Source organism: Rheinheimera sp. SA_1, from assembly GCF_001669775.1.
GTDB lineage: Bacteria > Pseudomonadota > Gammaproteobacteria > Enterobacterales > Alteromonadaceae > Pararheinheimera.
In genome coordinates this window covers 37,205-60,900 of the sequence record NZ_LXWK01000015.1, presented here as the reverse complement: position 1 = coordinate 60,900, position 23,696 = coordinate 37,205, and the positions used below count along the sequence as shown (strand labels likewise).

Here is a 23,696-nt window from a genome sequence, read left to right as displayed (position 1 = left end):
TTTAATAAGCTTGAATATCTTGTCAAATCTGGATTTTAGCGCTGGTACAACCAGTATGAAAGCCTGAAATAAAGCTCGAAAAGCACTACAATTGGCAATAAACTTCGCACCTGACACGCTCTGTATGTAATGCACAATCCTGCTTCACCCTACGCAGAGATTAAAACAAGGATACAAAAATGGCACTGATAGACGGTCAACCATCTGTACTTCTACAAAACGTAAGTAAACTCATCAAACAAAAAGTAAAAGATCAGGTTGAACAGGTTGAGAAATTTGCTTTCACTCTCTATGGCAATGTTGCCAACGAAGATATGTTCGGCCGTAACGACAGCGATTTATATGGTGCTGCGTTAAGTCTGTGGCAAACCTTTAATACCCATGCTGATGACAGCGCAAAAATTCGTGTGTTTAACCCGGAAATCGCCCGTCACGGTTGGGAATCAAAACACACTATTGTCGAAATCGTGGTGAAGGATATGCCGTTTCTGGTGGATTCAGTCCGGATCGCCTTAAACCGCCACAACATCACCGCGCATTTACTGCTGCATTATCCACTGCAGACATTCCGCGATGCTAAAGGCGATATCACTGAATTCCATAAACTCGGCACTAAGCAAAATCCTTCGACTCAGCAAACGGTCTTTCATATCGAAATCGACCGGATGACTGACAAAACCACCATGGATCACCTGATTGCTGAACTTGATTCAGTAATGCAGGACGTGAAACTGGCGGTTGAGGACTGGAAACCTACCAAAGCCAAGCTGGAGCAGGTGATTGCAGAATTACCAGCCAACAGCGGTAAAGCAACGCCAGAGCAACTGGCAGAAACCACTGAGTTTTTAAAGTGGCTGGCCAAGGATAACTTTACGCTGCTCGGCTACCGGCAATACAGCATTGTGCCGGTGCAGGGTGACTACCGCATCGAAGGCATGGCCGATACCGCTTTAGGGCTAATGCGCCGTAGCGTTTCCCGCGATTTAATGTTGTCAGATTTACCTGATGTTGCGCGCAAACAAGCGCTGAGCACCGGTTCTTTGATCCTGACTAAAACCAATAATAAATCCCGGGTACATCGCCCGGCTTATATTGATTATATCGGGATCAAGCGCTTTGACGCTGAAGGTCATGTGGTGGGTGAGGATCGTTTCATCGGTTTGTATTCATCATCGCTGTATAACAACAGTGCCGGTGATATTCCACTGCTGAAAAACAAACTTTCTAAAGTGATGGCAGCTTCTGGTTTTGCCGTTGGCACCCACGCTTACAAAGCGCTGCTGAATATTCTGGAAACTTATCCACGTGATGAGCTTATTCAGGCTGAAGCCGACGAACTGTTAGATATTTCGACCGGCGTGCTGCAAATGCAGGAACGGGACATGACCCGGGTCTTTATGCGTAAAGATGCCTTTGGTCGGTTTGTTTCGGCCATGGTGTATGTGCCACGTGAGCGTTATAACACGCAGTTGCGCAAAGAAACTCAGAATATCCTGCAAAGTTTCTTAGGCAGTACCGAGCCGGTGGAATTTACCACTTATTTCTCTGAATCCATGCTGGCCCGGACCCATTATTTTGTCCGGATCAACGACAGCAATATCGAGTTCAATGTGAAAGACATCGAAAATAATTTAATTGAAGCTGCCCGCACCTGGGAAGATAAGCTGGCAAGCGCCTTAATCGGCCGCTTCGGAGAGCTGACTGGTCGTGAGCTTGGCCTGAAATATATCAACGCTTTCCCGCGCTCTTACAAAGAAGAAATGTTGCCAAACGATGCGCTGGTGGATATTGCCAAACTGGAAGCGCTGACCGAAGACAACACTTTGGAAATGCTGTTCTACCGGCCTCAGGAAGAGAAAGACGATTCCAAAGCGGTGCGGTTAAACCTGTTCCATAAAGACCACCCAATTCATTTGTCCGACGTATTACCAATGCTGGAAAACTTCGGTCTGCGGGTGATTGGTGAAACGCCTTATGCTGTGCGTTGCCCGGACGGTTCAGTCAGCTGGATCTTAAACTTCAGCATGGAACTGAACGGCAAAGTGCCACTGGATTTTGAAGCGGCGCAGCAGTTGTTCCAGGAATCTTTTGCCAAAGTCTGGAAAGGCGATTTAGAAGATGACGGTTTTAACCGACTGATTTTAGGCGCTGGTTTAACTGGCCGTGAAGCGTCGTTATTGCGCTCTTTTGCCAAATACAAACGGCAAATCGGCGGGACCTTTAGCCAGGCTTATATCGAATCGACTTTTGGCCGTTACCCGGTATTAGCGGGTTTATTGGTGCAGCTGTTTAACAGCAAATTCGCTTTGGATAATGCCGATGCTGCAGTTGCAGAACAATTGGAAACTGAGATTCTGGCGCAGCTGGAAAACGTGGCCAACCTTGATGACGACCGGATCATCCGTCGTTTCCTGGCCATTATTCAGGCGATTGTCCGTACCAACTATTTCCAAACTGCCGAAGATGGCAGCGACAAGCCGTATATTTCGTTTAAAGTCCGTCCGGCGATGATCCCGGATATGCCATTGCCATTGCCATTCTTCGAGATTTTTGTGTACTCGCCAAAAGTCGAAGGTGTGCATTTACGTTTTGGTAAAGTAGCCCGTGGTGGTCTGCGCTGGTCAGATCGCCGCGAAGATTTCCGCACCGAAGTGCTGGGTCTGGTCAAAGCGCAACAAGTGAAAAACACTGTGATTGTGCCGGTTGGCGCCAAAGGTGGTTTTGTTTGTAAAAAACTACCGGAAACCGGTGGCCGCGAAGCCTGGCTCAACGAAGGTAAAGCCTGTTACCGTACCTTTATCCGCGCGCTGTTGGATATCACTGACAACATCGTATTAGGCCAGATTGTACCGCCGAAAAACGTGGTGCGCCTGGATGAAGACGACCCGTACTTAGTAGTTGCAGCCGACAAAGGCACCGCAACGTTCTCTGATATCGCCAACGGTATTTCGCTGGAATACAACCACTGGTTAGGTGACGCTTTTGCCTCAGGTGGCTCGAACGGTTACGACCACAAAGGCATGGGCATTACCGCACGTGGCGGCTGGGAATCGGTGAAACGCCACTTCCGAGAAGTGGGTATCGATTGTCAAAGCACTGATTTTACCGTGGTTGGGATCGGCGATATGGCCGGTGACGTGTTTGGTAACGGCATGCTGTTGTCTGAACATATCCGCCTGCAGGTTGCTTTTAACCACATGCACATTTTTGTGGATCCTAATCCGGTGTCAGCAACATCGTTTGTGGAACGTGACCGGTTATTTAAACTGCCAAACTCCACCTGGGATGATTACAACCGCGAGCTTATTTCTGAAGGCGGTGGTATTTTCCTGCGTAGCGCTAAAGCTATTAAGTTAAGCCCGCAAATGCAACAAATGCTGGGCACTGACAAAACCACCTTAACGCCGAACGAACTTATTCGTGCGGCGCTGATGATGGAAGTCGACCTGATTTGGAACGGTGGTATCGGTACTTACGTCAAAGCAACCGATGAATCGCATGCCGAAGTTGGCGATCGCGCTTCTGAACCACTGCGGGTCAATGGAAAAGAAGTCAAAGCGAAGATCATCGGCGAGGGTGGTAACTTAGGGACTACTCAACGTGGCCGGATTGAATATGCCAGCAACGGTGGCCGGATCAATACCGACTTTATCGACAACGTTGGTGGTGTGGATTGTTCGGATAACGAAGTGAACATCAAAATTCTGCTGAACGCTTTGGTTGCCAGTGGTGATTTAACGCTGAAACAACGCAACGAATTGCTGTACAGCATGACCAACGATGTCGCTGATATCGTGATCAACGACTGTTACCGTCAGACGCAAAGTATTTCAGTATCTTCGTTGCTCGGCGCCGAGCAGATGAAGGAATACACGCGCTTTATTCACGCGCTGGAAAAAGACGGCAAGCTGAACCGCGAGCTGGAATTCCTGCCATCTGATGATGCATTAGCTGAGCGGATGGTCAAAGGCGCGGGTCTGACCCGTCCTGAACTGGCCATTCTGACCGCCTATGGCAAGATGGTGTTGAAAGAACAGCTGGTGCTGCCGGAAATCTATGAGAACAATTACTTTAAACAAGAGTTGTTCCAGGCTTTCCCACAAGTGCTGCAAGACAAGTACGCCAAAGAGATGGAAAACCATCCGCTGAAAGCCGAAATTATTGCCACCAAACTGGCCAATATGCTGGTGAATGATATGGGCGCTAACTTCGCCCAGCGGATGATGGAAGAAACCGGTTCGACGGTCTCTGAAGTTGCGATTTGTTATGCCATTGCGCGTGACTTGTTTGATGTTGAGATCATCTGGCACAAGCTGGAAGAATTAGACACCACCATACCGGCAGAGCTGCAAACGCGGTTATTGTTCCAGCTGCGTCGCACCATGCGCCGCGCCACTCGCTGGTTCTTGCGTCATCGCAATAAAGCGCTGGGTATTGAGCAATCGGTCGCGTTCTTTAAACCGGCTTACCAGCAAATTGCCGCTGAATTACCGCGTTTATTAGCTGCGAATGAAGCCGAGTCATTGCAGGCGCACCAGGACAAACTGACCGCCCAGCAAATTCCAGCCGATGTCGCCCGTTACCTGGCGCAGTTAAGCACGGTGTTCTCAGTGATGGATATCGCGCAGGTTGCTGACAGTGAAAAAACTGATTTACTGCTGGTGGCAGAAATCTACTTCAAGCTTGGCGACAAGCTGGATCTGCACTGGTTCCTGGAGCAAATTACCCATCAGCCGGTCACCAACCACTGGCAGGCACTGGCCCGCGCGTCATACCGCGAAGAGCTGGATTGGCAACAACGGGCGCTGAGCCAGGTTGTGGTCAGAACCTGTGGTGGTCAATGCCAGGCGGAAGAGGTGATCAGTCGTTGGTTAACCTCAAACGAACTGGTGTTGGCACGCTGGAGTCTTATGCTGGCTGAGTTCAAAACAACCAAGAGTCACGAGTTTGCCAAGTTCTCCGTGGCACTGCGTGAGCTGATGTTGTTAAGCCACCACTGCGACAGCGTTAAATAATACTGTTCTGCTGAACTAAGTGAACACCGCTGAATGCCCCGTTTATCCGGGGCATTCTTTTAGCGTTTAATGGTGTGCTTTGGCGCGATAGATCAAGTCGATGCCGCTGATTATTTTCAACAACAAATAGGTTTGTTATGTTTTATCAACTTGCAAGACAACTGATGTTTTGTGCGGATGCCGAAAAGTCGCATCATTTTGCGCTGGGAAGTTTAAAAACGTTGCAACATACACCGTTATCGGCGTTGTGGCGCCAGCAACTGCCGGCTAAACCGGTAACTGTCGCCGGGATCCGCTTTGATAACCCGGTTGGGCTTGCAGCAGGTCTTGATAAAAATGCTGACTGTATTGATGCATTTTCGCAGATGGGTTTTGGTTTTATTGAAGTGGGGACCGTGACCCCAAGGCCACAAGTTGGCAATGACAAACCACGGATTTTCCGTCTGCCAGAAGCCAGCGCCATTATTAACCGGATGGGTTTTAACAATAAAGGTGTTGATTATCTGGTCGAGAATGTCAAAAAGGCTCGCTATAAAGGCGTGCTTGGCATCAACATTGGCAAGAACAAAGACACACCAAACGAGCAGGGCAAAGACGACTATGTGCACTGTATGCGCAAGGTTTATCCCTATGCCAGTTATATCACAGTAAATATTTCTTCGCCAAATACCCCGGGACTTCGGGATCTACAGTTTGGTGATGCGCTGATGGACTTATTGGTCAGTGTTAAAAACGAACAGCTGGATTTAGCCGCGAAATATCAAAAGTATGTGCCAGTGTTTGTGAAAATTGCGCCGGATATGGATGAAGTAGCGGTGCAGCAAGTCGCCGATACTTTATTGCAAAGTAAGATGGATGGCGCTATTGCGACCAATACCACTTTGGATAGAAGTTTAGTGCAAGGTCTTCAATTTGCTGAAGAAATGGGCGGATTGAGCGGCGCGCCAGTGCGGGCGAAAAGTACCAGTGTGGTCTCGCAATTGCGTGCTGCAGTAGGGCCAGAATTCCCGATTATTGGTGTCGGTGGTATTGATAGTGCTGATGCTGCAAAAGAAAAATTTGCCGCTGGTGCGCAGTTGGTCCAGGTCTATACCGGCTTTATTTATCAAGGGCCTGACTTGATCCGTTCGATCGTAAATAGCTTATAACGATCCAGCGCGGATCATTGTTAGTTAGAGCAAATTAATCTTTAACTTATTGATCGGCAAAGTGTAAAACGCTGATATGTAATGAATCTTTCAGGTGAAATGACATGTCAGCTTCCACTCCATCAGCTAAGTGGCAATGGCTTGTGCCTTCGCAAGAGCATTCGCAACTGCAACTCGATACCGGTGTTGCAGTTCAGACAACGCCATTTTCACCGCAACAGCTTGTTACTATCGAAGAAACCCATTTTACGCTGGAGCAGGCTCAGTACTACTGGACCTTCTGGCATGCACTGGAGCAGTTGCATTTCAGTGAAGCTGCTTGTTTTGCTGCCACCGTCGATGCGCTCTGTTGTCAGCAGTTTGTCCGGCAAACCGGCCATAAAAGCTGGGGTTTTAACCAGGTATCCCAACACTTTCAACCAACAATAGCCGAGCTGGTGTTTCTGGCAGGGCGTGCCTCGATGCTGGCGATTGTGACCAACAATTATGGCGCCAGCAGTCAGCTGTTGTTATTAGATAGTGGCGAAAACCTGCAAGGGAAACAATTACTTGCCGGGCAAGCTGTTGTGGTGCTAAATGACCGCTTACAACCGGCTCTGCAACAAAAACCTGCACCACACCGCCATTTCGCTAAGTCAGCCTGATCTGGTCTGATCTGGCACCAGTGCAAATGTTGTTTTGGGCTTTTTCCGCCAAATCGGTCGAATCTGCTAGGCAGTTGGCCGTTAATCAGTAAAATAGCCGGGTTGATTTAATAAAGGCCTGTAGCGTGACTGAAGTAACCGACAATTTTGATGACATCCGCCCTTATAACGACTCTGAAGTGCCGGCCGCAGTGCAGCGGATTATTGCCGATCCGGAATTTATCCGGGCGGTGATCCGATTTCGTTTTGGCAGTTCATCTTCCTGGCTGAGCGCGATTGCCGCGCCTTTGCTCACCTGGTATCTACGTCGCCATTGGTCAGGTTTTCAAACCGTTGAATCGGTGCAACGTTATGTTTCGCGTTATCTTGATAACACCTTAAAACGCACCACCCAAGGGGTCACCTGTAGTGGGTTGGCGGCGCTCAATCCAAATCAAGCTTACTTATTTGTGTCGAATCACCGTGATATCGCGATGGATCCGGCGCTGGTCAACTGGTGTTTACATCAACATGGTTTCACCACCGCCCGCATTGCCATTGGCGACAATTTACTGAAAAAAACCTGTGTCACCGAGCTGATGAAACTGAATAAAAGCTTTATCGTCAAACGCTCGGCCAAGGGGCCACGGGAGATGTTAAAGGCTTTGGGGCAGTTGTCTGGTTATATTCGCCATTCACTGCAGACCAATAACCATATCTGGATTGCCCAAAAAGAAGGCCGGGCTAAAGATGGCAATGATCTGACCGATCCGGCCATTCTGAAAATGTTCTATATCGCAGGTAAGCAGCAACAACTGGCTTTTCCGGACTATATGGCATCGTTGCAGATCGTACCGGTCTGTTTGTCGTATGAATTTGACCCTTGTGACTTAGCAAAAGCACAGGAATTGTATCAGCGTCAGACCGAAGGTAATTATCAAAAAGCTGAGTTTGAAGATATTCAGAGTATTGTACAGGGCATTGTTGGTGAAAAAGGCCGGGTGCATGTCCATTTTGGGGCTGTGATTAAAAATGCCGAAGATTTAGCCAGTCCGGAAACAATGGCCGCCGCTATTGACCGGGAAATTTATCAGGGTTATCAGCTGTATCCGGCCAATTATCTGGCTGCGGATCAGGCTGATGCGGTGGATGCAAACGACAGTACTGTTGAGCAGTTTAAACGTCGGTTAGCGGCTGTGCCGGAACAAATTCGGCCAGTTCTTTGTCAGATGTATGCTAATCCGCTATTAAACGCTGCCCGCAGCAAGGAGCAACACTGATGGCGCGTGCTATTACCTATAAATTTAAAGGCCAGCCACGGCAGATCCCGTTTAGCTACGACAAGTATCATGATATTTATGAAGCAGTTGCCGCAGCTGAAGGTATTGATCTAACGCAGTTTCTAAAAATGGAGCAGCAAGTGGCTATGACCGCAAAACGTACTGCTGCAATTAAAGATTTCCGCCAAAAAGAGTTTATCCGGTTTGGGTTTACCGAGATTTTCCTGCATAAAGACGACAAAGATATCTAACCCTTCATCCTTGAAGTTGCAGGGTTGTTGCCTTCGCTCGCTCGCCCCAGTCACATAGGACAACTATGCTCCTGGGGTCTCGCTCACTTGTCGCCTACCTGCATCTTCAATGATTTTGGGTTTAGCTACGGGTACGCAATCGTCTTTACATATACTGAGTTGTTGGCCAACTGCGATATTCGCTTTAGCAAACCAGCCTAGAGGCATTTCCAGCGCACCTAACACCGGTCCCGGTGATTCATGTAAATCTTCACTAAATGGCTGCATCTGGGTCATGCCGACGATGTTCCACTTGGCGTCAATAAAGGCCACGTCCAGCGCGCTGGGGGTGTTTTTCATCCACAACACCATCCGTTTGGGTGTCTGATGTAACAACAGCATGCCGTGTTGCAGCGGAATTTGTCCCATCAAGCCTTGGCGTCTTTTCGCTTCAGTATCGGCAAGCTGCACTTGTTGGACTGAAGAGCCAATGCGAAGCTGCACCAGTTCAAACTTTTCAGGAAATTGTGTTTGTGGTGGCTGCGCATGACAACCGCTGATCATTAATCCGGCCACAACAAGACCTGTATATATTTTCACCAGCATTTCCTTTGTGTAGCAGTAGCAGAAGGTTATCAAAACATCCGGCGCACAAAAAAGCCAGCTTTCGCTGGCTATTATTGCAGGCTCGTCGCACGCTAAACGGCCGTAGAGCAGAAACTAAGACATTGATTAGTTAGCGCTTAACGCCAGACGTGGATCAACAAATGGCAGGTTCAGTGCTTCTGCCACGTGTTGGTTCACCACTTTGCCTCCAATCACGTTCAGACCATTCATTAAATGCTGGTCTTCAAGTAAAGCTGCTTTGTAGCCTTTATTGGCCAGTTTAATGATAAATGGCAGGGTGGCGTTGTTCAGGGCAAAGGTCGAAGTCAGTGGTACTGCACCAGGCATGTTTGCTACACAATAATGCACCACGTCATCAACGATAAAGGTTGGTTCAGCGTGTGTCGTTGCATAAGACGTTTCAACACAACCGCCCTGGTCAATCGCCACGTCAACAATCGCTGAACCGGCTTTCATTTTACGGACATGTTCGCGTGTCACTAATTTCGGCGCCGCAGCACCAGGAATTAATACACCACCTATCACTAAATCAGCTTCCAGAATGTGTTTTTCCAGTGCATCAGCAGTTGAATAAATTGCTTTTACCGCACCGTTAAACTGGGCATTAATGCGACGTAATACGTCAACGCTACGATCCAGAACTACAACATCAGCACCTAAACCAACAGCCATCTGCGCTGCGTTGGTACCAACCATACCACCACCAATCACTACAACTTTAGCCGGTTCAACACCTGGCACGCCACCTAACAACATGCCACGACCGGCACATGATTTTTCCAGAGCGCGGGCACCGGCCTGGATTGACATGCGGCCAGCCACTTCTGACATTGGCGCTAACAGTGGTAAACCACCACGGTTGTCGGTGACAGTTTCGTAAGCAATACAAATAGCTTTAGATTTAATCAGGTCTTCAGTTTGCGGTAAATCAGGAGCTAAGTGCAGGTAAGTAAACAGGATTTGGCCTTCGCGTAACATGGCACGTTCAACGGCCTGTGGCTCTTTTACTTTCACGATCATGTCGGCTTTGGCGAAAACTTCGTTGGCAGTTGCCAGCACTGTCGCGCCAGCTGTGATGTAGTCGGCATCACCAAAACCAATGCCATAACCAGCATTATGTTCTACAAAAACGGTGTGACCATGTGCAACAAGTTCGCGCACGCTGGCCGGAGTCATACCGACGCGGTATTCGTGGTTTTTAATTTCTTTTGGCACGCCAATAATCATAAAAATCGCCTTTGAGTAAGAGCTGTAGGGGGGGTAAAAATATTCGGCTAGTATAGTGGGTAATTTGCAGAATGAATGTTTGAAGTTAAGCAATTATGTAGCATAATAATCTGACATAGAATATTTGGCAGAATAATACACTAGCATGCAGGCGGAAAATAACAGTGCAAAAAAGCTCGACCGGATCGATCGTAAAATTCTGGTCGAATTACAAAAAGATGGGCGGTTGTCGAATGTCGAACTGGCAAAAAGGGTAGGGCTCAGCCCAACGCCTTGTCTGGAGCGGGTGCGCAAGCTGGAACTGGACAAATTTATTTTAGGTTACAACGCCAGAGTGGACCCGAATAAAGTCGGCGCAGCGCTGTTGGTGTTTGTCGAAATTACTTTAAGTAAAACGTCGCCGGAAGATTTTGATGAATTCAGCAAAGCCGTACAAAAGCTCGATGAAATCCTGGAATGTCATCTGGTGTCCGGCAGTTTCGACTTTTTATTAAAAACCAGGGTTGCCAATATGGCCGCCTATCGTGAATTATTAGGGGAAACCTTGTTGCGATTGCCCAGTGTCCGTGAAAGCCGGACCTATGTGGTGATGGAAGAAGTGAAACAAACCACTTTTGTTGCTGTCAGTGGTTGAAGTTGTATTCATTGATTAAATAACAAACAGATAGCATGGATAACGCCGGTATCGCAGCATTGAAACAGATGCATGGCTGCCAGCACTCTGGTATCTTGGCAGGGTATTTTTTTCGACTTTTTGATAGGGCCTGGCGCTTGCAAGCTAAAACCGTATTCTCACTCAATGGTATCCAACGGCTGGTTGAAGTTGGATTAATTATCTTCATCGGTTTGTCAGCATTTATGTTGCTGGCACTGTTAAGTTTTGACCCGGCAGACCCGAGCTGGTCGCAAACCGGATACCACACCGATATTCACAATTTCGCCGGGCCGGTTGGCGCTCGCACTGCGGATGTGTTGTTTGCGGTGTTTGGCTGGTTGTCTTATTTGTTTCCGCCGTTTTTTGGTTTTTGCGGCTATTTGCTGTTCAAACGCTTTAAAGACCTGATTTCGATTGATTATCTGATCCTTGGCTTACGCCTGCTAGGTTTGTTGGTCACGGTCATCACAGCATGTGCCATCAGCAGCATTAATTTTGATGACTTTTTTATCTATTCCTCCGGTGGCGTCGTCGGCGATGTCATTGTCGGCATTTTATTACCCAATCTGAATTTTGTTGGCAGCAGCCTGTTGTTACTCTGCGGTTTCTGCATGGGGCTGACCATGCTCACCGGTATTTCCTGGTTGACAGTTGCCGATGAGCTTGGCCGGTTTGTGATGGACAGTTATCACTTTTTACGACAGTTACCAGCACGATTCCAGAAGGATCAGCAACCAGCGTTCCCTGGAACCGCTGAAATTCCAGCGGTGAAAGCTGTTGCGCGCAGTAAAGATAAAATTCCGGCGTACGATGGTGTTGCTGAATCCAGTGAACCAGAAGCCGCCAGTGCTAAAGTGCAGGTGATCCCACCGGTGCAGGAGCGTAAAGAACCAGCCTTTAGTTTTGATATGCGCGAGATGGTGGAACCGACCTTTGATATGGCGGCGCTAAATGCCGACCCTTCGTCGACGACAGCTCAAAAAGCTGAGGCCGAACCGACGTATGCCGAGCTTCACTACTCTGAACATGCGCATGCCGAACATACAGAATACAGTTACGCTGAGTCTGCGGTTGTACCAGCAACACCGGTGGTTTCGGATGCACAGTCAATTAAAATCGACCCACAGCTGCAAAGCCGGGCGTTTTTCCCAGCAGCTAATGCACATGTCGAACCATTGCCGTTTCAGCCACTGGACGCCCATACCGAAGCCCGTGCTTTTGTCAGTGTGGATGAACTGGCTGATGACGAATTAAGTTACAGTGCGATTGATGATCGTTACGATGCCGCTGATTTACAACAAAGTTTTGCCCATACCCAAAGCCCTTATGCGCCACCGGCATTAAATGACGAACCACCCTTTGATCTGGACGATGACGACGAGCCTGCAAGCTCTGCAGCTGTCCAACCACAAACACTGGCTGAATTACTGCCAGCGCTCAGTTTGTTAGACCGCCCCAATAGAACCGTTAATCCAATTTCGCAGGAAGATTTGGATAAAGTATCGCGCCTGGTGGAGCTAAAACTGCTCGATTTTAATGTCGATGCCAAAGTGGTTGGGGTTTGTCCAGGCCCGGTGGTGACACGGTTTGAGCTTGATTTAGCGCCTGGCGTCAAGGTGAGTAAAATCACTGGTTTGTCCAAAGATTTAGCCCGTTCGCTTTCTGCTATCAGTGTGCGGGTGGTGGAAGTTATTCCGGGTAAATCGTTTATTGGCTTGGAACTGCCGAATCAGCATCGTGAAATCGTCCGCTTGTCTGAAGTGATTGGCGATGAAGTGTTTGAACAATCCAAATCACCACTCACCATGGTTTTGGGTAAAGACATCGCCGGTAAATCGGTGGTGGCAGATTTAGCCAAGATGCCGCATTTGCTGGTAGCTGGTACCACCGGTTCTGGTAAGTCAGTTGGCGTTAATGTGATGATTTGTAGTCTGCTGTATAAATCAACACCGGAAGACGTGCGGTTCTTAATGATTGACCCGAAAATGTTGGAGCTTTCCGTCTACGAAGGCATCCCACATCTGTTGACTGAAGTGGTCACCGATATGAAAGAAGCAGCCAATGGCCTGCGCTGGTGTGTCGGTGAGATGGAGCGGCGTTACAAGTTAATGTCGGCGCTTGGTGTACGTAACCTCAAAGGCTACAACGTGAAAGTGGCAGATGCGATTGCTGAAGGCAAACCACTGCGCGACCCAATCTGGCGACCGGCTGACGATATGCGTACTGAGCCGCCACTGCTGGAGAAATTGCCTTCGATTGTGGTGGTCATCGACGAATTTGCTGACATGATGATGATCGTGGGCAAAAAAGTTGAAGAGTTGATCGCACGGATTGCCCAAAAAGCGCGGGCAGCTGGTATTCACTTGATTCTGGCGACACAACGTCCTTCAGTTGATGTAATTACCGGCTTGATTAAAGCCAATATTCCAACCCGGATTGCCTTCCAGGTGTCGTCAAAAATCGACTCCAGAACTATTTTAGATCAGCAAGGCGCCGAAAGTTTATTAGGTCAGGGCGACATGCTCTATCTACCGCCGGGCTCTGGGGTACCAAATCGGGTGCACGGCGCCTTTGTTGACGACCACGAAGTTCATGCAGTGGTTGCCGACTGGAAAAAACGGGGTCGGCCAAATTACATTCCGGAAATTCTCAATGGTGAAACCACTGAAGAAAATCTGTTACCGGGTGAGACGCTGGAAGACGAAGACGCTGAAGCCGATCCGCTGTTTGATCAAGCGGTGGCTTTTGTTACTGAAAGCCGTAAAGCTTCGGTATCAGGCGTGCAACGCCGCTTCCGGATTGGTTATAACCGCGCTGCTCGACTGGTTGAAACCATGGAGCAGATCGGCATTGTCAGCGGTCCAGGCCACAACGGAAATCGCGAAGTTTTAGCTCCTCCACCGCCAAAAGGGTTTTAAATGAAAAAGTTAGTTGTTGTATTGGGTTTATTGTTCGCTGGTGGTGTGCAAGCTGCCGCTGAACAAGCGGATGCGCTGAAAAATAAACTGGCGCGGTTGCATAGTTATCAGGCCAGCTTTGTGCAAACCGTGGTTGATGCGAAAAATCAGCCGGTGCAAGAAGCTGGTGAAGGCGTGCTGACACTGAAGCAACCGTCTTTATTTCGGTTTGAGACCTTAAGCCCCGAGCCAAACCTGTTTATTGGCGATGGCAAAACCTTATGGCATTACAACGAGTTACTGGAACAAGTCAGCTTGTATGACGCCGCAAAAGAGGTCAACCGTACGCCGTTTGTGCTGTTAACGTCTAACGATGCCAGCTTGTGGCAACAATATGAAGTCAGCGGCGAAGGTCAGCAGTTTATTATCACCCCGAAAAGTGATGATAATCCGGTACGCCAACTCACTTTGACCTTCTCTGGCGTGGGCTTATCACATATGGCAGTGCTGGATAACAACGGTCAGCGCAGCGATTTCGAATTTTTGGCGATCCAGAATAACGTCAATATCGAAAGTAGTTTGTTCAAATTTGAGGCACCTAAAGGTGTCGAAGTGGATGATTTACGCAACAAGTGACCAGCTTAAGTTTTGACTTTTTGCCTGATGTCCGGCCGCTTGCTGCCAGACTCCGGCCTTTAAAACTGGCCGACTATGTCGGCCAGCAGCATTTAGTTGGGCCGGGAACACCACTGCGCCAGGCAATTGAAGCTGGACGTGTCACCTCACTAATTTTCTGGGGGCCGCCTGGTACCGGTAAAACCACCCTTGCCGAATTGGTAGCCAGCCATGCCGATGCTTATCTGGCGAAAATCTCGGCCGTTACTGCCGGTGTCAAAGAAATCCGCGAAGAAATTACCGCAGCCAAATTTCGGCTGCTGGAACGCCAGCAACGGACCTTGTTGTTTGTCGATGAAGTGCATCGTTTTAATAAAAGTCAGCAAGATGCCTTTTTGCCACATATTGAAGACGGCACCATTATTTTTATTGGTGCGACTACTGAAAACCCATCGTTTTCATTAAATAACGCTTTGTTGTCGCGGGCGCGGGTGTGCATTCTAAAAAAAATCGCGGCAGATGAGCTGCAAAGCGTTCTGACCCGTGCACTGACTGATGTTGAATCTGGCTTAGGCGCGCAGCAGTTGACGCTGGAGCCGGCGGCAACCGAGTTATTACTGAGCCTGGCCGATGGTGATGCCAGACGATTACTGAATTTGTTGGAACTAGCCGCACAATCGGTGCAGGCGCAAGGCGAAAATTATATAAGCGCAGCGTTATTAAAACAGCTGGTGCCACGGCAACTGCCAGGTTTTGATAATCAGGGCGATCAGTTTTACGATCTGATCTCGGCGTTGCATAAATCGGTGCGTGGCTCCAGTCCGGATGGTGCTTTGTATTGGTATTGCCGGATTTTAGAAGGCGGTGGCGATCCGCTTTATGTTGCGCGCCGGCTTCTGGCCATTGCTTCGGAAGATATTGGTAATGCCGATCCTCGAGCGCTCACTATAGCCTTAGATGCCTGGGATACCTTTAGCCGGGTAGGTCCGGCTGAGGGCGAAAGAGCCATTGCTCAGGCATTGATTTATCTGGCATTAGCGCCAAAAAGTAACGCCGTCTACAGTGCCTTTAAGCAGATGCGGGCATTAGTGCAGCAGTTGCCTTCATTTGAAGTGCCGCTGCATTTACGCAATGCGCCAACCAAGCTGATGAAGGAAATGGGGCATGGCGATGGTTATCGTTATGCGCACCATGAACCAGGAGCATATGCCGCCGGTGAGCGATATTTACCGCTAGAACTTGCGGGGCAGCAGTTTTATCAGCCAAGTGATCGGGGTTTGGAAAAACAGTTGCAGGAAAAAATGAATTACCTGTGGCAACTGGATCAAGCTGCCAAAGCCAACGGAGACGGCCGTGACCAGTCTTAGCCAATATCTGGCGATCGCGGTAGGCGGCGCTATTGGCGCATGCCTGCGTTTTGCGGTGGGCGAATGGATGCTGCATCTTTTTGGCAGAGCATTCCCTTTTGGCACATTGCTGGTTAATATTCTCGGGTCTTTTGTCATCGGGCTGTTGTACGGGTTATTGATCACCGAACAGCTGGCTCCCAACCCATGGCGGATTTTTATCGGCATTGGAGTGCTGGGTGCATTTACCACTTTTTCAACATTTTCAATGGACACTGTGTTGTTGTTACAGCAGGGCGCCTGGCTGAAAGCCGGTGCCAACGTCGTGCTTAACCTGGTGTTGTGTTTAACCCTCGCCTGGCTTGGTCTCAAGCTCGGCTCGATGAAGTAATAATTATGTTAGATAGCAAATATTTACGTGGTGAAATTGCCGAAACGGCACAGCGCTTGGCAACCCGTGGTTTCACGCTGAACGTGACCCAGATTAACGCGTTGGAAGAACAGCGCCGTGAATTGCAGGTTGCAACCCAAGAGCTGCAAAACCAGCGTAACAGTAAATCCAAAGCGATTGGCCAGGCCAAAGCCCGGGGTGAAGACATTGCGCCGTTACTGGCAGAAGTGGATGGCCTCGGTGACGCGCTGAACAACGCCAAAGTGCAGCTGGATGCAGTGCTGGCTGAGCTTGACCAAATCGCCTTAACTTTACCAAACCTGCCGGATTTATCGGTGCCTGTTGGTACCGACGAAACCGGTAATGTTGAAGTGCGCTGTTTTGGTGACATTCCAGCATTTAGCTTTGAACCACAAGACCACGTAGCCGTTGGCGAAGCATTGGCCGGTGGTCTGGATTTCGAAAGTGCAGTGAAAATTGCAGGTTCCCGGTTTGTGGTGATGAAAGGGCAGATCGCCCGGATGCATCGTGCACTGGCGCAATTTATGCTGGATCTGCACACTGAACAGCATGGTTATACTGAGCTGTATGTGCCATATCTGGTCAATAAAGATTCGTTGTACGGTACCGGTCAGTTGCCTAAGTTTGGTGCGGATTTATTCCACACCCAACCGGCCACTGAAGAGGGTGTTGGCATGAGCTTGATCCCAACGGCCGAAGTGCCGGTGACCAATCTGGCGCGGGATCGGATTTTTGATTTAGCCGATCTGCCGCAAAAATTCACTGCCCACACGCCGTGTTTTCGCAGTGAAGCCGGATCGTACGGCCGTGATACCCGTGGTTTAATTCGCCAGCATCAGTTCGAAAAAGTTGAATTAGTGCAGTTAGCGCACCCGGAGCAGTCAATGAAGGCGCTGGAAGAATTAACAGGTCATGCCGAAAAGGTGTTACAACTGTTAGGCTTACCGTACCGCGTGATGTTGCTGTGTACCGGTGATATGGGTTTTGGCTCGACCAAAACTTACGATTTGGAAGTGTGGTTACCAGCGCAAAATACCTATCGTGAAATCTCGTCATGCAGCAACATGGGTGATTTCCAGGCGCGGCGGATGCAAGCGCGTTTCCGGCCGGAAGAAGGCAAAAAGCCTGAGTTATTGCACACTTTAAACGGTTCTGGTTTAGCGGTTGGCCGCACCTTAGTGGCGATTCTGGAAAACTATCAACAAGCCGATGGCTCTGTGCGTATTCCGGATGTACTGCAACCTTATATGGGTGGCAAAACCGTTATCTCTGCGTAGCTTGTTCTATGTTGAAACAGCCGGTGTTTACGCCGGCTGCGTTTTTGGAGTAATAGATGCCTAATACAACAAAACCTGCTGCCGTCATTAAAAAAGTGGTTCGCAAAGAGCGGGTTAGCATGACGAAGTTGATGCTGCGCTGGGCGTATTGGTTGATTATTCTGGCCGTGGTTGGTGTCGTTGGATTCGTTATTTTTGAAGCTGCCTGGCTCTGGTATTCCAACACCCGCGCCTAACCCCCGCTTGTAATCATGTTACGATGACAACGATCGGCAATTTACAAACAACGCGCCGGTTTTGGCAAACCCGCAATTCTGGTTGCCTGCTTTGCCGGGCCTTCCGGAAACAGCATAAACAAATACTTACTATTCCCTTTATCCGGCCCTAATTTGGCGGCAATTGCTTTCACTAATACCCGGATCGCCGGTGATGTTCGAAATTCCTGATAAAAATCACGCACAAATAGCACCACTTCCCAGTGTTCAGCGCTCATGTTGACTTGTTCCAACCGGGCAAATTCTAGCGCCAGCTTTTCTGACCACAGATTAAGGTCCGCCAGATAACCATGCTGATCCAGTGGTATAACAAGCCCTTCAACAGTTAGACTTAACATAACAACACCTGTTGCGCTTTTTGGCATAACTCTACCCACTCTGCATCACTCAGCAGTTGCACTTTGGGCGGGCATGGCAGCTGCCGGTCATTGATATCCTGCTGTAAAGCGAAGAGCTTTGATGTCGGCCACTGCTGATCAGTCAGCAGCTGATAAACACCATCCTGGCGGAATAACAACGCATCATGCGGTGTGATCAGGCTGAGCAAGCGGGGTGATGCAGCGGTACTTTGACCAGTACATTGATACAAAATCATCTAAAACCTCAGGATATGCTGTTGCTGTGCCAGTAGCGCCTGGATGGCCTGATCGGACATTACGGTGACGGTAATTAAACATTGCTCAGGCAATATCTGATACAGCTGTAACGCGCAAGCATCGGCGACGACAGCGGCAACTTCATAGAGCTCAAATAGTTTCTGCGCAGGGGTATAATCTTTACAGCCAAGTGCGGCAGACCTACGTATCGGGAGCAGTTGCAACACCGCCGCGTCCTGATAAATCACCGTCACCTGATGTTCAACCGCTGCCAGCGCCATAATCATGTCATGTGCTTCGCGACTGATCGCACCATCAAACGGGCTATGGCTGAGTATTACCGCTATTTTTTTCATTAAAATTGCACCACCTGATCCACTGCATCCAGTCGCATCGCAAATTCAGCCAGACCTGCCGCGATAAAACCAGTTCTGGCCGGGACAGCTAATGTCGCAAGGCCACGCTTTTCGGCTGCGGTGACGCAATATAACAACGGAATATCGTGCTGCTGGCAAAAGGCAATCAAATCTGTAGCGACATCGGGCTCATCAGCAGGTAAATCAATGCTTGCAACAATGGCTTGTACTGCGTCTTGGTAAAAGAAAATATGGTCAAGCTGATGTTGCTGTAACAGGGCGGCCTTGGCGAAGCGTAACACTGAGGCCAAAGTAGGGCAGGCATAAGTGCTTGATTGAACGTATAAAGCAAAAACTGCCATTGGCGAACACCTGCGTAGTTCATCAAAAAGTGCTGATGCATTTTTTGACGTTCATTTATCCACGGACATAAAAAAGCCCCGACCAGCGGGGCATTTTAACCAACTTCAGTTTTGCTGCAACTATTAGTCGTCGCTGTTCATAAAACCAAGTAACGATAACAATGACGTGAACAGGTTAAAGATGTTCAGGTACAAAGAAACCGTCGCACGGATATAGTTAGTTTCGCCGCCTTGAACGATACGGCTGGTGTCATACAGGATAAAACCAGACATCAGCAGCACCACAACAGCGTTAATTGCTAAATGTAACGCCGGAACCTGGAAGAAGATATTGGCGATACCAGCAATCACCGCCATAACCAGACCAACAAACAGGAAATTGCCCATAAATGAGAAATCTTTTTTGCTGGTTAAGGTGTAAGCAGACAACGAGAAGAAAATTAAGGCCGTAGCGCCAAAGGCTTGCATGATAATTTCCGGACCGTTTGGCATTGCAGCATAACGATTGAGCATCGGGCCAATTGAAGCACCCATCACGCCGGTGAAAGCGAAGACCCAGAATAAACCTGCTGCGGTATCGGCTTTTTTAATCACAACAAACACCAGCACCAATGCCAGTAGCGTTAAGCCAAGGCCAACCATCGGACCAAAATCAAGCATCATCGCGATGCCTGCGGTCACCGCACTTAGTGTCAGCGTCATGGCCAGTAAAGTGTAGGTATTGCGCAGTACTTTGTTGATACTTAAGCTGTCTGAGCCAGTAAGGATCTGTTGGTTTTGGTAAGACATAAGCACTCCTGTGATTGTTAATACCGGCAAACTATACAAGTATCCGGGATTGAAGTCAGCATTTTTGACCAGCCATGGGCAGAATAATTCCTTGGCTGCGACGAATGGTGCAAAGAAAAGGCTAAAAAACAAACGCTTGATCTTTATAAATCAATTCAAGATGTTAAAACTGAAAAAAACACTTCCTTTTCAGGAATGATCTGATTAAGATACGCCGCATTGGAGAGATGGCAGAGTGGTTTAATGCACCGGTCTTGAAAACCGGCGAGGGTTAGTAGCCCTTCAAGAGTTCGAATCTCTTTCTCTCCGCCATATTTAAAAGCCCAGCTTAACCGCTGGGCTTTTTCGTTGTGTGTGATCCATTTACACCTTATGGTTTGGTCACGGTTAAAACTAAATCATGAAAATCAAAGCTAAAGTCGGTGATCTCTGGGTTGACTAGTTGCATGCTAGCTGATTGTACCTGCTGACCGGCATCAAGTTGAAAATCGATATAGGCGTCGGCTTCCATCAGTCGGTCATCCCATTGCACTACAAACCTGTTACCACTGTGGTGTACCAGCCAGCCTTGCAATTTTGGCGTGTGCAAAAATTTAATCCGCAGCTTGCCATCGATCTCTTTGATACTGACATGCCCGTACCAGTCGCTGGCAAAGTTGGCACTGTAGTGTGAATTGGTTAAAGCCGGTTGTATTTCGGTCAGTTGCATTGGACCGGCGTTTTTATACAGTTTTTCGCGGCCACTGTGGTATTTGCTGCTGAGCTCCTTCAGCCAATCTTTATCCGGTAACGCTAAAGTTTGTTCCAGCACTTCACGACTGATAGCCGTAATGGCGGGAAATGCCTGCTGATTGGTCAAGATCACGATGCCCAGCCTTTTCTCAGGAATAAGCGTCACCTGCGACACCATGCCCAGAATGCCGCCACCATGGCTTAAACGTTTATAGCCAAAATAATCATCAATCGACCAGCCGAGGCCATAACCGGCAAACTGCTGACGGGTGCTATGAAAGCTGTTCTGCGATACCTGTGAGTTGATATGCAGTTGCCACATTTGCTGTTGTTGTGCAGCGCTAAATAGCCTTTTGCCATCGGGCATCACCCCATTGGCCAGTTGCGTGCGCAGCCACAGGCTCATCTCGCTGACATTCGATGCGATAGCACCAGCGCCGCGGAAATCTTCCAGGTAATCCAGCGGGTAACGTTGTAGCTTGTTGTCCAGCGGAATATGGCCGACGGCGCGGTTTTGGTTGCTGGCGGCAATTCGGGAATAACCGGCGGCTGTTGTTGTCATGCCTAGCGGGCTGAACAGTTGTTGTTCGACAAATTGCTGCCAGCTTTGACCTGACACTCTGGCTACCACTTCACCGGCCACCACAAACATCAGATTGTTATAGGCATATTCGGAACGAAAACTGCTGGCTGGTTTGATAAAACGCAGTGCTTTGATGATGTCAGCCGTGCTTTTGTTGGTATCAGGCCAAATCAACAAATCGCCGGCGCCCAGGCCTAAGCCCGAGCGATGGCTTAATAAATCGCGGATGGTCATTTCGCGGCTAACGTAAGCATCAAATAACTGAAATTCAGGAATATGCTGAATGACCTTGTCATCCCAGGATAATTTGCCCTGATCGACCAACATCGCCAGCGCGGCTGCAGTAAAAGCTTTGGTATTTGAAGCAATGCCAAACAAAGTTTGTGCTGTTACCGGTTGATTATTGCCAATATCCCGCACGCCGTAACCTTTGGCCAGCAACAACTTGTCCTGTGATACTACCGCTATCGCCAGGCCAGGCACCTGAAACTCAGCCATGGCCGATGCAACAATCTGATCTATTTTTTTAAGGTCGAGCGTGGCCGCTACAGAAGCCTGATGGACTGAAGTTGCAACAGCATCCGAGCCGCTCAGTAAACAGCTGAGGATAAGAAAAGTCGGTACAAGTTTCATAAAAGTCCTTAGCATTCATCTTCCGCCAAAAAATAACCCGGCAAGGCGCCGGGTTATTTACTGTTAACTTACAACAACTTTAAAGTTATTGCACCGCACAGGTAAAGCAGTAAGAGTAAACGCCATTTGGATCATTAAATTGGGTGAATTGCCCAAGCTCTTTGTCCAGCTGACGTAATACACCAAGGCTGCTCAATTTCGACTGGCTGTGCATTTCTGGTAACCAGCCGCTGGCTTTTGCTGAACCAAACAGCTGTTTTAACATTTGTTGTTGTGGCGTAAGTTCCTGCTCCACGACCATTACATCAAAATGTGTCAGACTGGCTTTAGAAGCGGCTGAAGCGATAGCATCATCCAACGTTCCCAGTTTGTCGACCAGGCCGAATTCCAGCGCTTTGGTGCCGGTCCAGACGCGACCTTGACCGACTTTATCAACAGCGAGTTTTTCCAGATTACGGCTGGTGCCGACAAAGCTGATAAAGTCGTCATAACCACGTTCAACCGTCAGCTGCATCAGTTTTGCGGCTTCTGGTGTCAGACCCCGGAAAAACGGTAAACCAGAGTTAAAACCAGCCATTTCAGTGGTACCAACGCCGTCAACATTAATACCCAGGGTGCTGAACGCTTTCTCGGCAGTTGGGAACATGGCGAAAATACCGATAGATCCAGTAATAGTTGTTGGCGCAGCCCAGATTTCGTTAGCTGAAGCGGCAATCCAATAACCACCCGATGCAGCAACAGCACCCATTGAGGCAATAACCGGCTTACCAGCATCTTTTAACAGTTTGATTTCTTCAGCGATAATTTCTGAAGCAAACTTGCTACCGCCGCCACTGTCGATGCGCAGCACCACAGCTTTAACTTTTTCGTCGTGGCGAGCCTGGCGCAGTAAGCGGGCAGTGCTGTCACCGCCGATGGTGCCGGCTTTAGCCGAACCATCCACAATGTTGCCACGAGCGATGATCAGCGCGACTTTGTCGGTCAGTGGATTCACCACATTCACCGGTGGGATCACCAGTTTGCGATAGTCTTCGTAATGCACCTGATTAAACGTATGCTCTTTCTCATCCGCACCGACCAGCGCAATCATATCTTGCTGAAAGCCTTCGCGTGTTTTCAGAGTGTCGACCAGCTTGGCATTTAAAGCGTATTGGGTAATATCACCCTGAACCGCCGCCAGTTTTTCATTCAGGCTGGCAAAGGTTTCATCAAAATTAGTCACTTCAAAACCACGGCGCGCCGCAACTTGTGTTTTGTATGTGCTCCACAGTTCACCTAACCACAAACTATTGGCTTCTTTGGCTTCAGGCGACATATCGTCGCGCAGGAAAGGTTCCACCGCCGATTTGTAGGTGCCTACTTTAAACACATGGGTGGTTACATTGAGTTTTTCCAGTGCACTGCGGTAGTACATTGGGTAACTGCCATAACCTTCCAGTAAGATAGTGCCACCAGGTTGCAGGTTGATAGAGTCGGCAAAGCTGGCCAGGAAATATTGGTTTTGAGAGTAGAAACTGCCGGTGGCAAAGACTTTTTTGCCAGCCGCTTTGAATTTCTCAAGTTCCACACCCACCGCTTGTAGCTTGTCGAGTGAGCCTGAGCGTAAATCAGCCAGTGCCAGTACGATGACTTTAACTTTGTCATCCTTGGTAGCGTTCTGGATCACTTTAACTAAATCGCGCACCAGAATTTCCGGGGTTTCTTCGCTGCCACCGGCACTTTCATTAATCATGGCTTCAACCGGGTCAACCCAGCTTTGCTCTTCAACTAAATCACCATTGAGCTCCAACACTAATGCAGCTGTGTCCGGTACCTGTACTTTATCGTCGCCAGAAAACATCACGCTGATCAAACCAATAAAAAACACCAGGAAAATCAGGTTTAAAACCAGATTACGAACCAGTTTAAATCCGCCCCAAATGGCACCAAATAACCGACGGAACAGGCCAGGCCTTTCTACTGACATACGTATTCACCTTATAAAACAACTTCATCAATCGCTTAAGATACCGAAAATG

The 23,696-nt window shown here is 48.6% G+C and carries 21 protein-coding genes and 1 tRNA gene; 13 read left to right on the top strand and 9 right to left on the bottom strand.

Features of this window, described 5'->3' with window-relative positions:
- Positions 1 to 179 precede the first annotated feature (179 nt).
- From A5320_RS07635 to A5320_RS07615, 5 genes are all read left to right on the top strand, one after another.
- A complete protein-coding gene (locus A5320_RS07635; RefSeq protein WP_068063215.1) occupies positions 180 to 5,015 on the top strand; it encodes an NAD-glutamate dehydrogenase in 4,836 nt (1,611 codons plus the stop codon).
- 137 nt (positions 5,016 to 5,152) lie between these two features.
- Positions 5,153 to 6,163 (top strand): quinone-dependent dihydroorotate dehydrogenase, encoded by a 1,011-nt coding sequence (gene pyrD / locus A5320_RS07630; protein ID WP_068063214.1) that lies wholly within the window; start codon positions 5,153 to 5,155, stop codon positions 6,161 to 6,163.
- A gap of 104 nt (positions 6,164 to 6,267) precedes the next feature.
- Positions 6,268 to 6,807: a cell division protein ZapC domain-containing protein gene (locus A5320_RS07625; protein WP_068063212.1), complete on the top strand. Its 540-nt coding sequence runs from the start codon at positions 6,268 to 6,270 to the stop codon at positions 6,805 to 6,807.
- A 125-nt stretch (positions 6,808 to 6,932) separates the two neighbouring features.
- Entirely contained in the window at positions 6,933 to 8,066 is a 1,134-nt protein-coding gene (locus A5320_RS07620) for a 1-acyl-sn-glycerol-3-phosphate acyltransferase (RefSeq protein ID WP_068063210.1), read from the top strand.
- The gene (locus A5320_RS07615) at positions 8,066 to 8,317 is read left to right on the top strand and encodes a DUF2960 domain-containing protein (protein WP_068063206.1); all 252 of its coding nucleotides are present in this window, start codon (positions 8,066 to 8,068) and stop codon (positions 8,315 to 8,317) included. The genes A5320_RS07620 and A5320_RS07615 overlap by 1 nt, the downstream gene beginning before the upstream one ends.
- Positions 8,318 to 8,380: 63 nt before the next feature.
- Here A5320_RS07615 and A5320_RS07610 read toward each other — a convergent pair whose 3' ends face one another.
- Both A5320_RS07610 and ald read right to left on the bottom strand, forming a co-directional pair.
- Positions 8,381 to 8,896, bottom strand: coding sequence for a DUF192 domain-containing protein (locus tag A5320_RS07610; protein WP_197490031.1), 516 nt, complete (start codon positions 8,894 to 8,896; stop codon positions 8,381 to 8,383).
- Positions 8,897 to 9,028: 132 nt separating this feature from the next.
- The gene (gene ald / locus A5320_RS07605; protein WP_068063198.1) at positions 9,029 to 10,150 is read right to left on the bottom strand and encodes an alanine dehydrogenase; all 1,122 of its coding nucleotides are present in this window, start codon (positions 10,148 to 10,150) and stop codon (positions 9,029 to 9,031) included.
- Between the two features lie 145 nt (positions 10,151 to 10,295).
- Here ald and lrp point away from each other — a divergent pair, with 145 nt between their 5' ends.
- The 7 genes from lrp to A5320_RS07570 all read left to right on the top strand — a co-directional run bounded on the left by lrp (position 10,296) and on the right by A5320_RS07570 (position 17,588).
- Positions 10,296 to 10,784, top strand: coding sequence for a leucine-responsive transcriptional regulator Lrp (gene lrp / locus A5320_RS07600; RefSeq protein ID WP_068063196.1), 489 nt, complete (start codon positions 10,296 to 10,298; stop codon positions 10,782 to 10,784).
- Between the two features lie 137 nt (positions 10,785 to 10,921).
- On the top strand, positions 10,922 to 13,723 hold the full coding sequence (locus A5320_RS22135) for a DNA translocase FtsK (protein WP_068064712.1): 2,802 nt from the start codon (positions 10,922 to 10,924) through the stop codon (positions 13,721 to 13,723).
- A complete protein-coding gene (gene lolA / locus A5320_RS07590) occupies positions 13,724 to 14,338 on the top strand; it encodes an outer membrane lipoprotein chaperone LolA (protein ID WP_068063193.1) in 615 nt (204 codons plus the stop codon).
- The gene (locus A5320_RS07585; protein ID WP_068063191.1) at positions 14,335 to 15,684 is read left to right on the top strand and encodes a replication-associated recombination protein A; all 1,350 of its coding nucleotides are present in this window, start codon (positions 14,335 to 14,337) and stop codon (positions 15,682 to 15,684) included. Before lolA ends, A5320_RS07585 begins: the two co-directional genes overlap by 4 nt.
- Positions 15,671 to 16,054, top strand: a complete 384-nt coding sequence (crcB, locus tag A5320_RS07580) for a fluoride efflux transporter CrcB (RefSeq protein ID WP_068063189.1) — start codon at positions 15,671 to 15,673, stop codon at positions 16,052 to 16,054. Before A5320_RS07585 ends, crcB begins: the two co-directional genes overlap by 14 nt.
- A gap of 5 nt (positions 16,055 to 16,059) precedes the next feature.
- Entirely contained in the window at positions 16,060 to 17,352 is a 1,293-nt protein-coding gene (serS, locus tag A5320_RS07575; protein ID WP_068063187.1) for a serine--tRNA ligase, read from the top strand.
- Between the two features lie 56 nt (positions 17,353 to 17,408).
- Positions 17,409 to 17,588, top strand: coding sequence for a hypothetical protein (locus tag A5320_RS07570; protein WP_068063186.1), 180 nt, complete (start codon positions 17,409 to 17,411; stop codon positions 17,586 to 17,588).
- Positions 17,589 to 17,629: 41 nt separating this feature from the next.
- On the opposite strand, the gene A5320_RS07565 is transcribed toward A5320_RS07570, so the two are convergent.
- From A5320_RS07565 to A5320_RS07545, 5 genes are all read right to left on the bottom strand, one after another.
- Entirely contained in the window at positions 17,630 to 17,965 is a 336-nt protein-coding gene (locus A5320_RS07565) for a TusE/DsrC/DsvC family sulfur relay protein (RefSeq protein ID WP_068063185.1), read from the bottom strand.
- Positions 17,959 to 18,222 carry a DsrH/TusB family sulfur metabolism protein gene (locus A5320_RS07560; protein WP_068063182.1) on the bottom strand — a complete coding sequence of 88 codons (264 nt, stop codon included), beginning with the start codon at positions 18,220 to 18,222 and terminating at the stop codon, positions 17,959 to 17,961. Before A5320_RS07560 ends, A5320_RS07565 begins: the two co-directional genes overlap by 7 nt.
- Positions 18,223 to 18,579, bottom strand: a complete 357-nt coding sequence (locus A5320_RS07555; protein ID WP_068063179.1) for a DsrE family protein — start codon at positions 18,577 to 18,579, stop codon at positions 18,223 to 18,225. It lies immediately after the preceding gene.
- Complete coding sequence (locus A5320_RS07550) at positions 18,579 to 18,941, bottom strand: DsrE/DsrF/TusD sulfur relay family protein (RefSeq protein WP_068063176.1); 363 nt, start codon at positions 18,939 to 18,941, stop codon at positions 18,579 to 18,581. The genes A5320_RS07555 and A5320_RS07550 overlap by 1 nt, the downstream gene beginning before the upstream one ends.
- Positions 18,942 to 19,064: 123 nt before the next feature.
- The gene (locus tag A5320_RS07545) at positions 19,065 to 19,730 is read right to left on the bottom strand and encodes a Bax inhibitor-1/YccA family protein (RefSeq protein WP_068063174.1); all 666 of its coding nucleotides are present in this window, start codon (positions 19,728 to 19,730) and stop codon (positions 19,065 to 19,067) included.
- A 221-nt stretch (positions 19,731 to 19,951) separates the two neighbouring features.
- Between A5320_RS07545 and A5320_RS07535 the strand changes: the two genes are divergently transcribed.
- Positions 19,952 to 20,042 (top strand) — tRNA-Ser (locus tag A5320_RS07535).
- Positions 20,043 to 20,100: 58 nt separating this feature from the next.
- Here the strand turns inward: A5320_RS07535 and A5320_RS07530 are convergent.
- Positions 20,101 to 21,678, bottom strand: coding sequence for a serine hydrolase (locus A5320_RS07530; RefSeq protein ID WP_068063170.1), 1,578 nt, complete (start codon positions 21,676 to 21,678; stop codon positions 20,101 to 20,103).
- 85 nt (positions 21,679 to 21,763) lie between these two features.
- On the bottom strand, positions 21,764 to 23,644 hold the full coding sequence (gene sppA, locus A5320_RS07525; protein ID WP_068063167.1) for a signal peptide peptidase SppA: 1,881 nt from the start codon (positions 23,642 to 23,644) through the stop codon (positions 21,764 to 21,766).
- Positions 23,645 to 23,696: the final 52 nt, after the last annotated feature.

What these genes read in the sequence shown, in the direction of transcription:
- A5320_RS07635 (WP_068063215.1), top strand. Translation starts at nt 180, where the DNA reads ATGGCACTGATAGACGGTCAACCATCTGTACTTCTACAAAACGTAAGT.
- pyrD (WP_068063214.1), top strand. Translation starts at nt 5,153, where the DNA reads ATGTTTTATCAACTTGCAAGACAACTGATGTTTTGTGCGGATGCCGAA.
- A5320_RS07625 (WP_068063212.1), top strand. Translation starts at nt 6,268, where the DNA reads ATGTCAGCTTCCACTCCATCAGCTAAGTGGCAATGGCTTGTGCCTTCG.
- A5320_RS07615 (WP_068063206.1), top strand. Translation starts at nt 8,066, where the DNA reads ATGGCGCGTGCTATTACCTATAAATTTAAAGGCCAGCCACGGCAGATC.
- ald (WP_068063198.1), bottom strand. Translation starts at nt 10,150, where the DNA reads ATGATTATTGGCGTGCCAAAAGAAATTAAAAACCACGAATACCGCGTC.
- lrp (WP_068063196.1), top strand. Translation starts at nt 10,296, where the DNA reads ATGCAGGCGGAAAATAACAGTGCAAAAAAGCTCGACCGGATCGATCGT.
- lolA (WP_068063193.1), top strand. Translation starts at nt 13,724, where the DNA reads ATGAAAAAGTTAGTTGTTGTATTGGGTTTATTGTTCGCTGGTGGTGTG.
- serS (WP_068063187.1), top strand. Translation starts at nt 16,060, where the DNA reads ATGTTAGATAGCAAATATTTACGTGGTGAAATTGCCGAAACGGCACAG.
- A5320_RS07570 (WP_068063186.1), top strand. Translation starts at nt 17,409, where the DNA reads ATGCCTAATACAACAAAACCTGCTGCCGTCATTAAAAAAGTGGTTCGC.
- A5320_RS07565 (WP_068063185.1), bottom strand. Translation starts at nt 17,965, where the DNA reads ATGTTAAGTCTAACTGTTGAAGGGCTTGTTATACCACTGGATCAGCAT.
- A5320_RS07560 (WP_068063182.1), bottom strand. Translation starts at nt 18,222, where the DNA reads ATGATTTTGTATCAATGTACTGGTCAAAGTACCGCTGCATCACCCCGC.
- A5320_RS07555 (WP_068063179.1), bottom strand. Translation starts at nt 18,579, where the DNA reads ATGAAAAAAATAGCGGTAATACTCAGCCATAGCCCGTTTGATGGTGCG.
- A5320_RS07550 (WP_068063176.1), bottom strand. Translation starts at nt 18,941, where the DNA reads ATGGCAGTTTTTGCTTTATACGTTCAATCAAGCACTTATGCCTGCCCT.
- A5320_RS07545 (WP_068063174.1), bottom strand. Translation starts at nt 19,730, where the DNA reads ATGTCTTACCAAAACCAACAGATCCTTACTGGCTCAGACAGCTTAAGT.
- A5320_RS07530 (WP_068063170.1), bottom strand. Translation starts at nt 21,678, where the DNA reads ATGAAACTTGTACCGACTTTTCTTATCCTCAGCTGTTTACTGAGCGGC.
- sppA (WP_068063167.1), bottom strand. Translation starts at nt 23,644, where the DNA reads ATGTCAGTAGAAAGGCCTGGCCTGTTCCGTCGGTTATTTGGTGCCATT.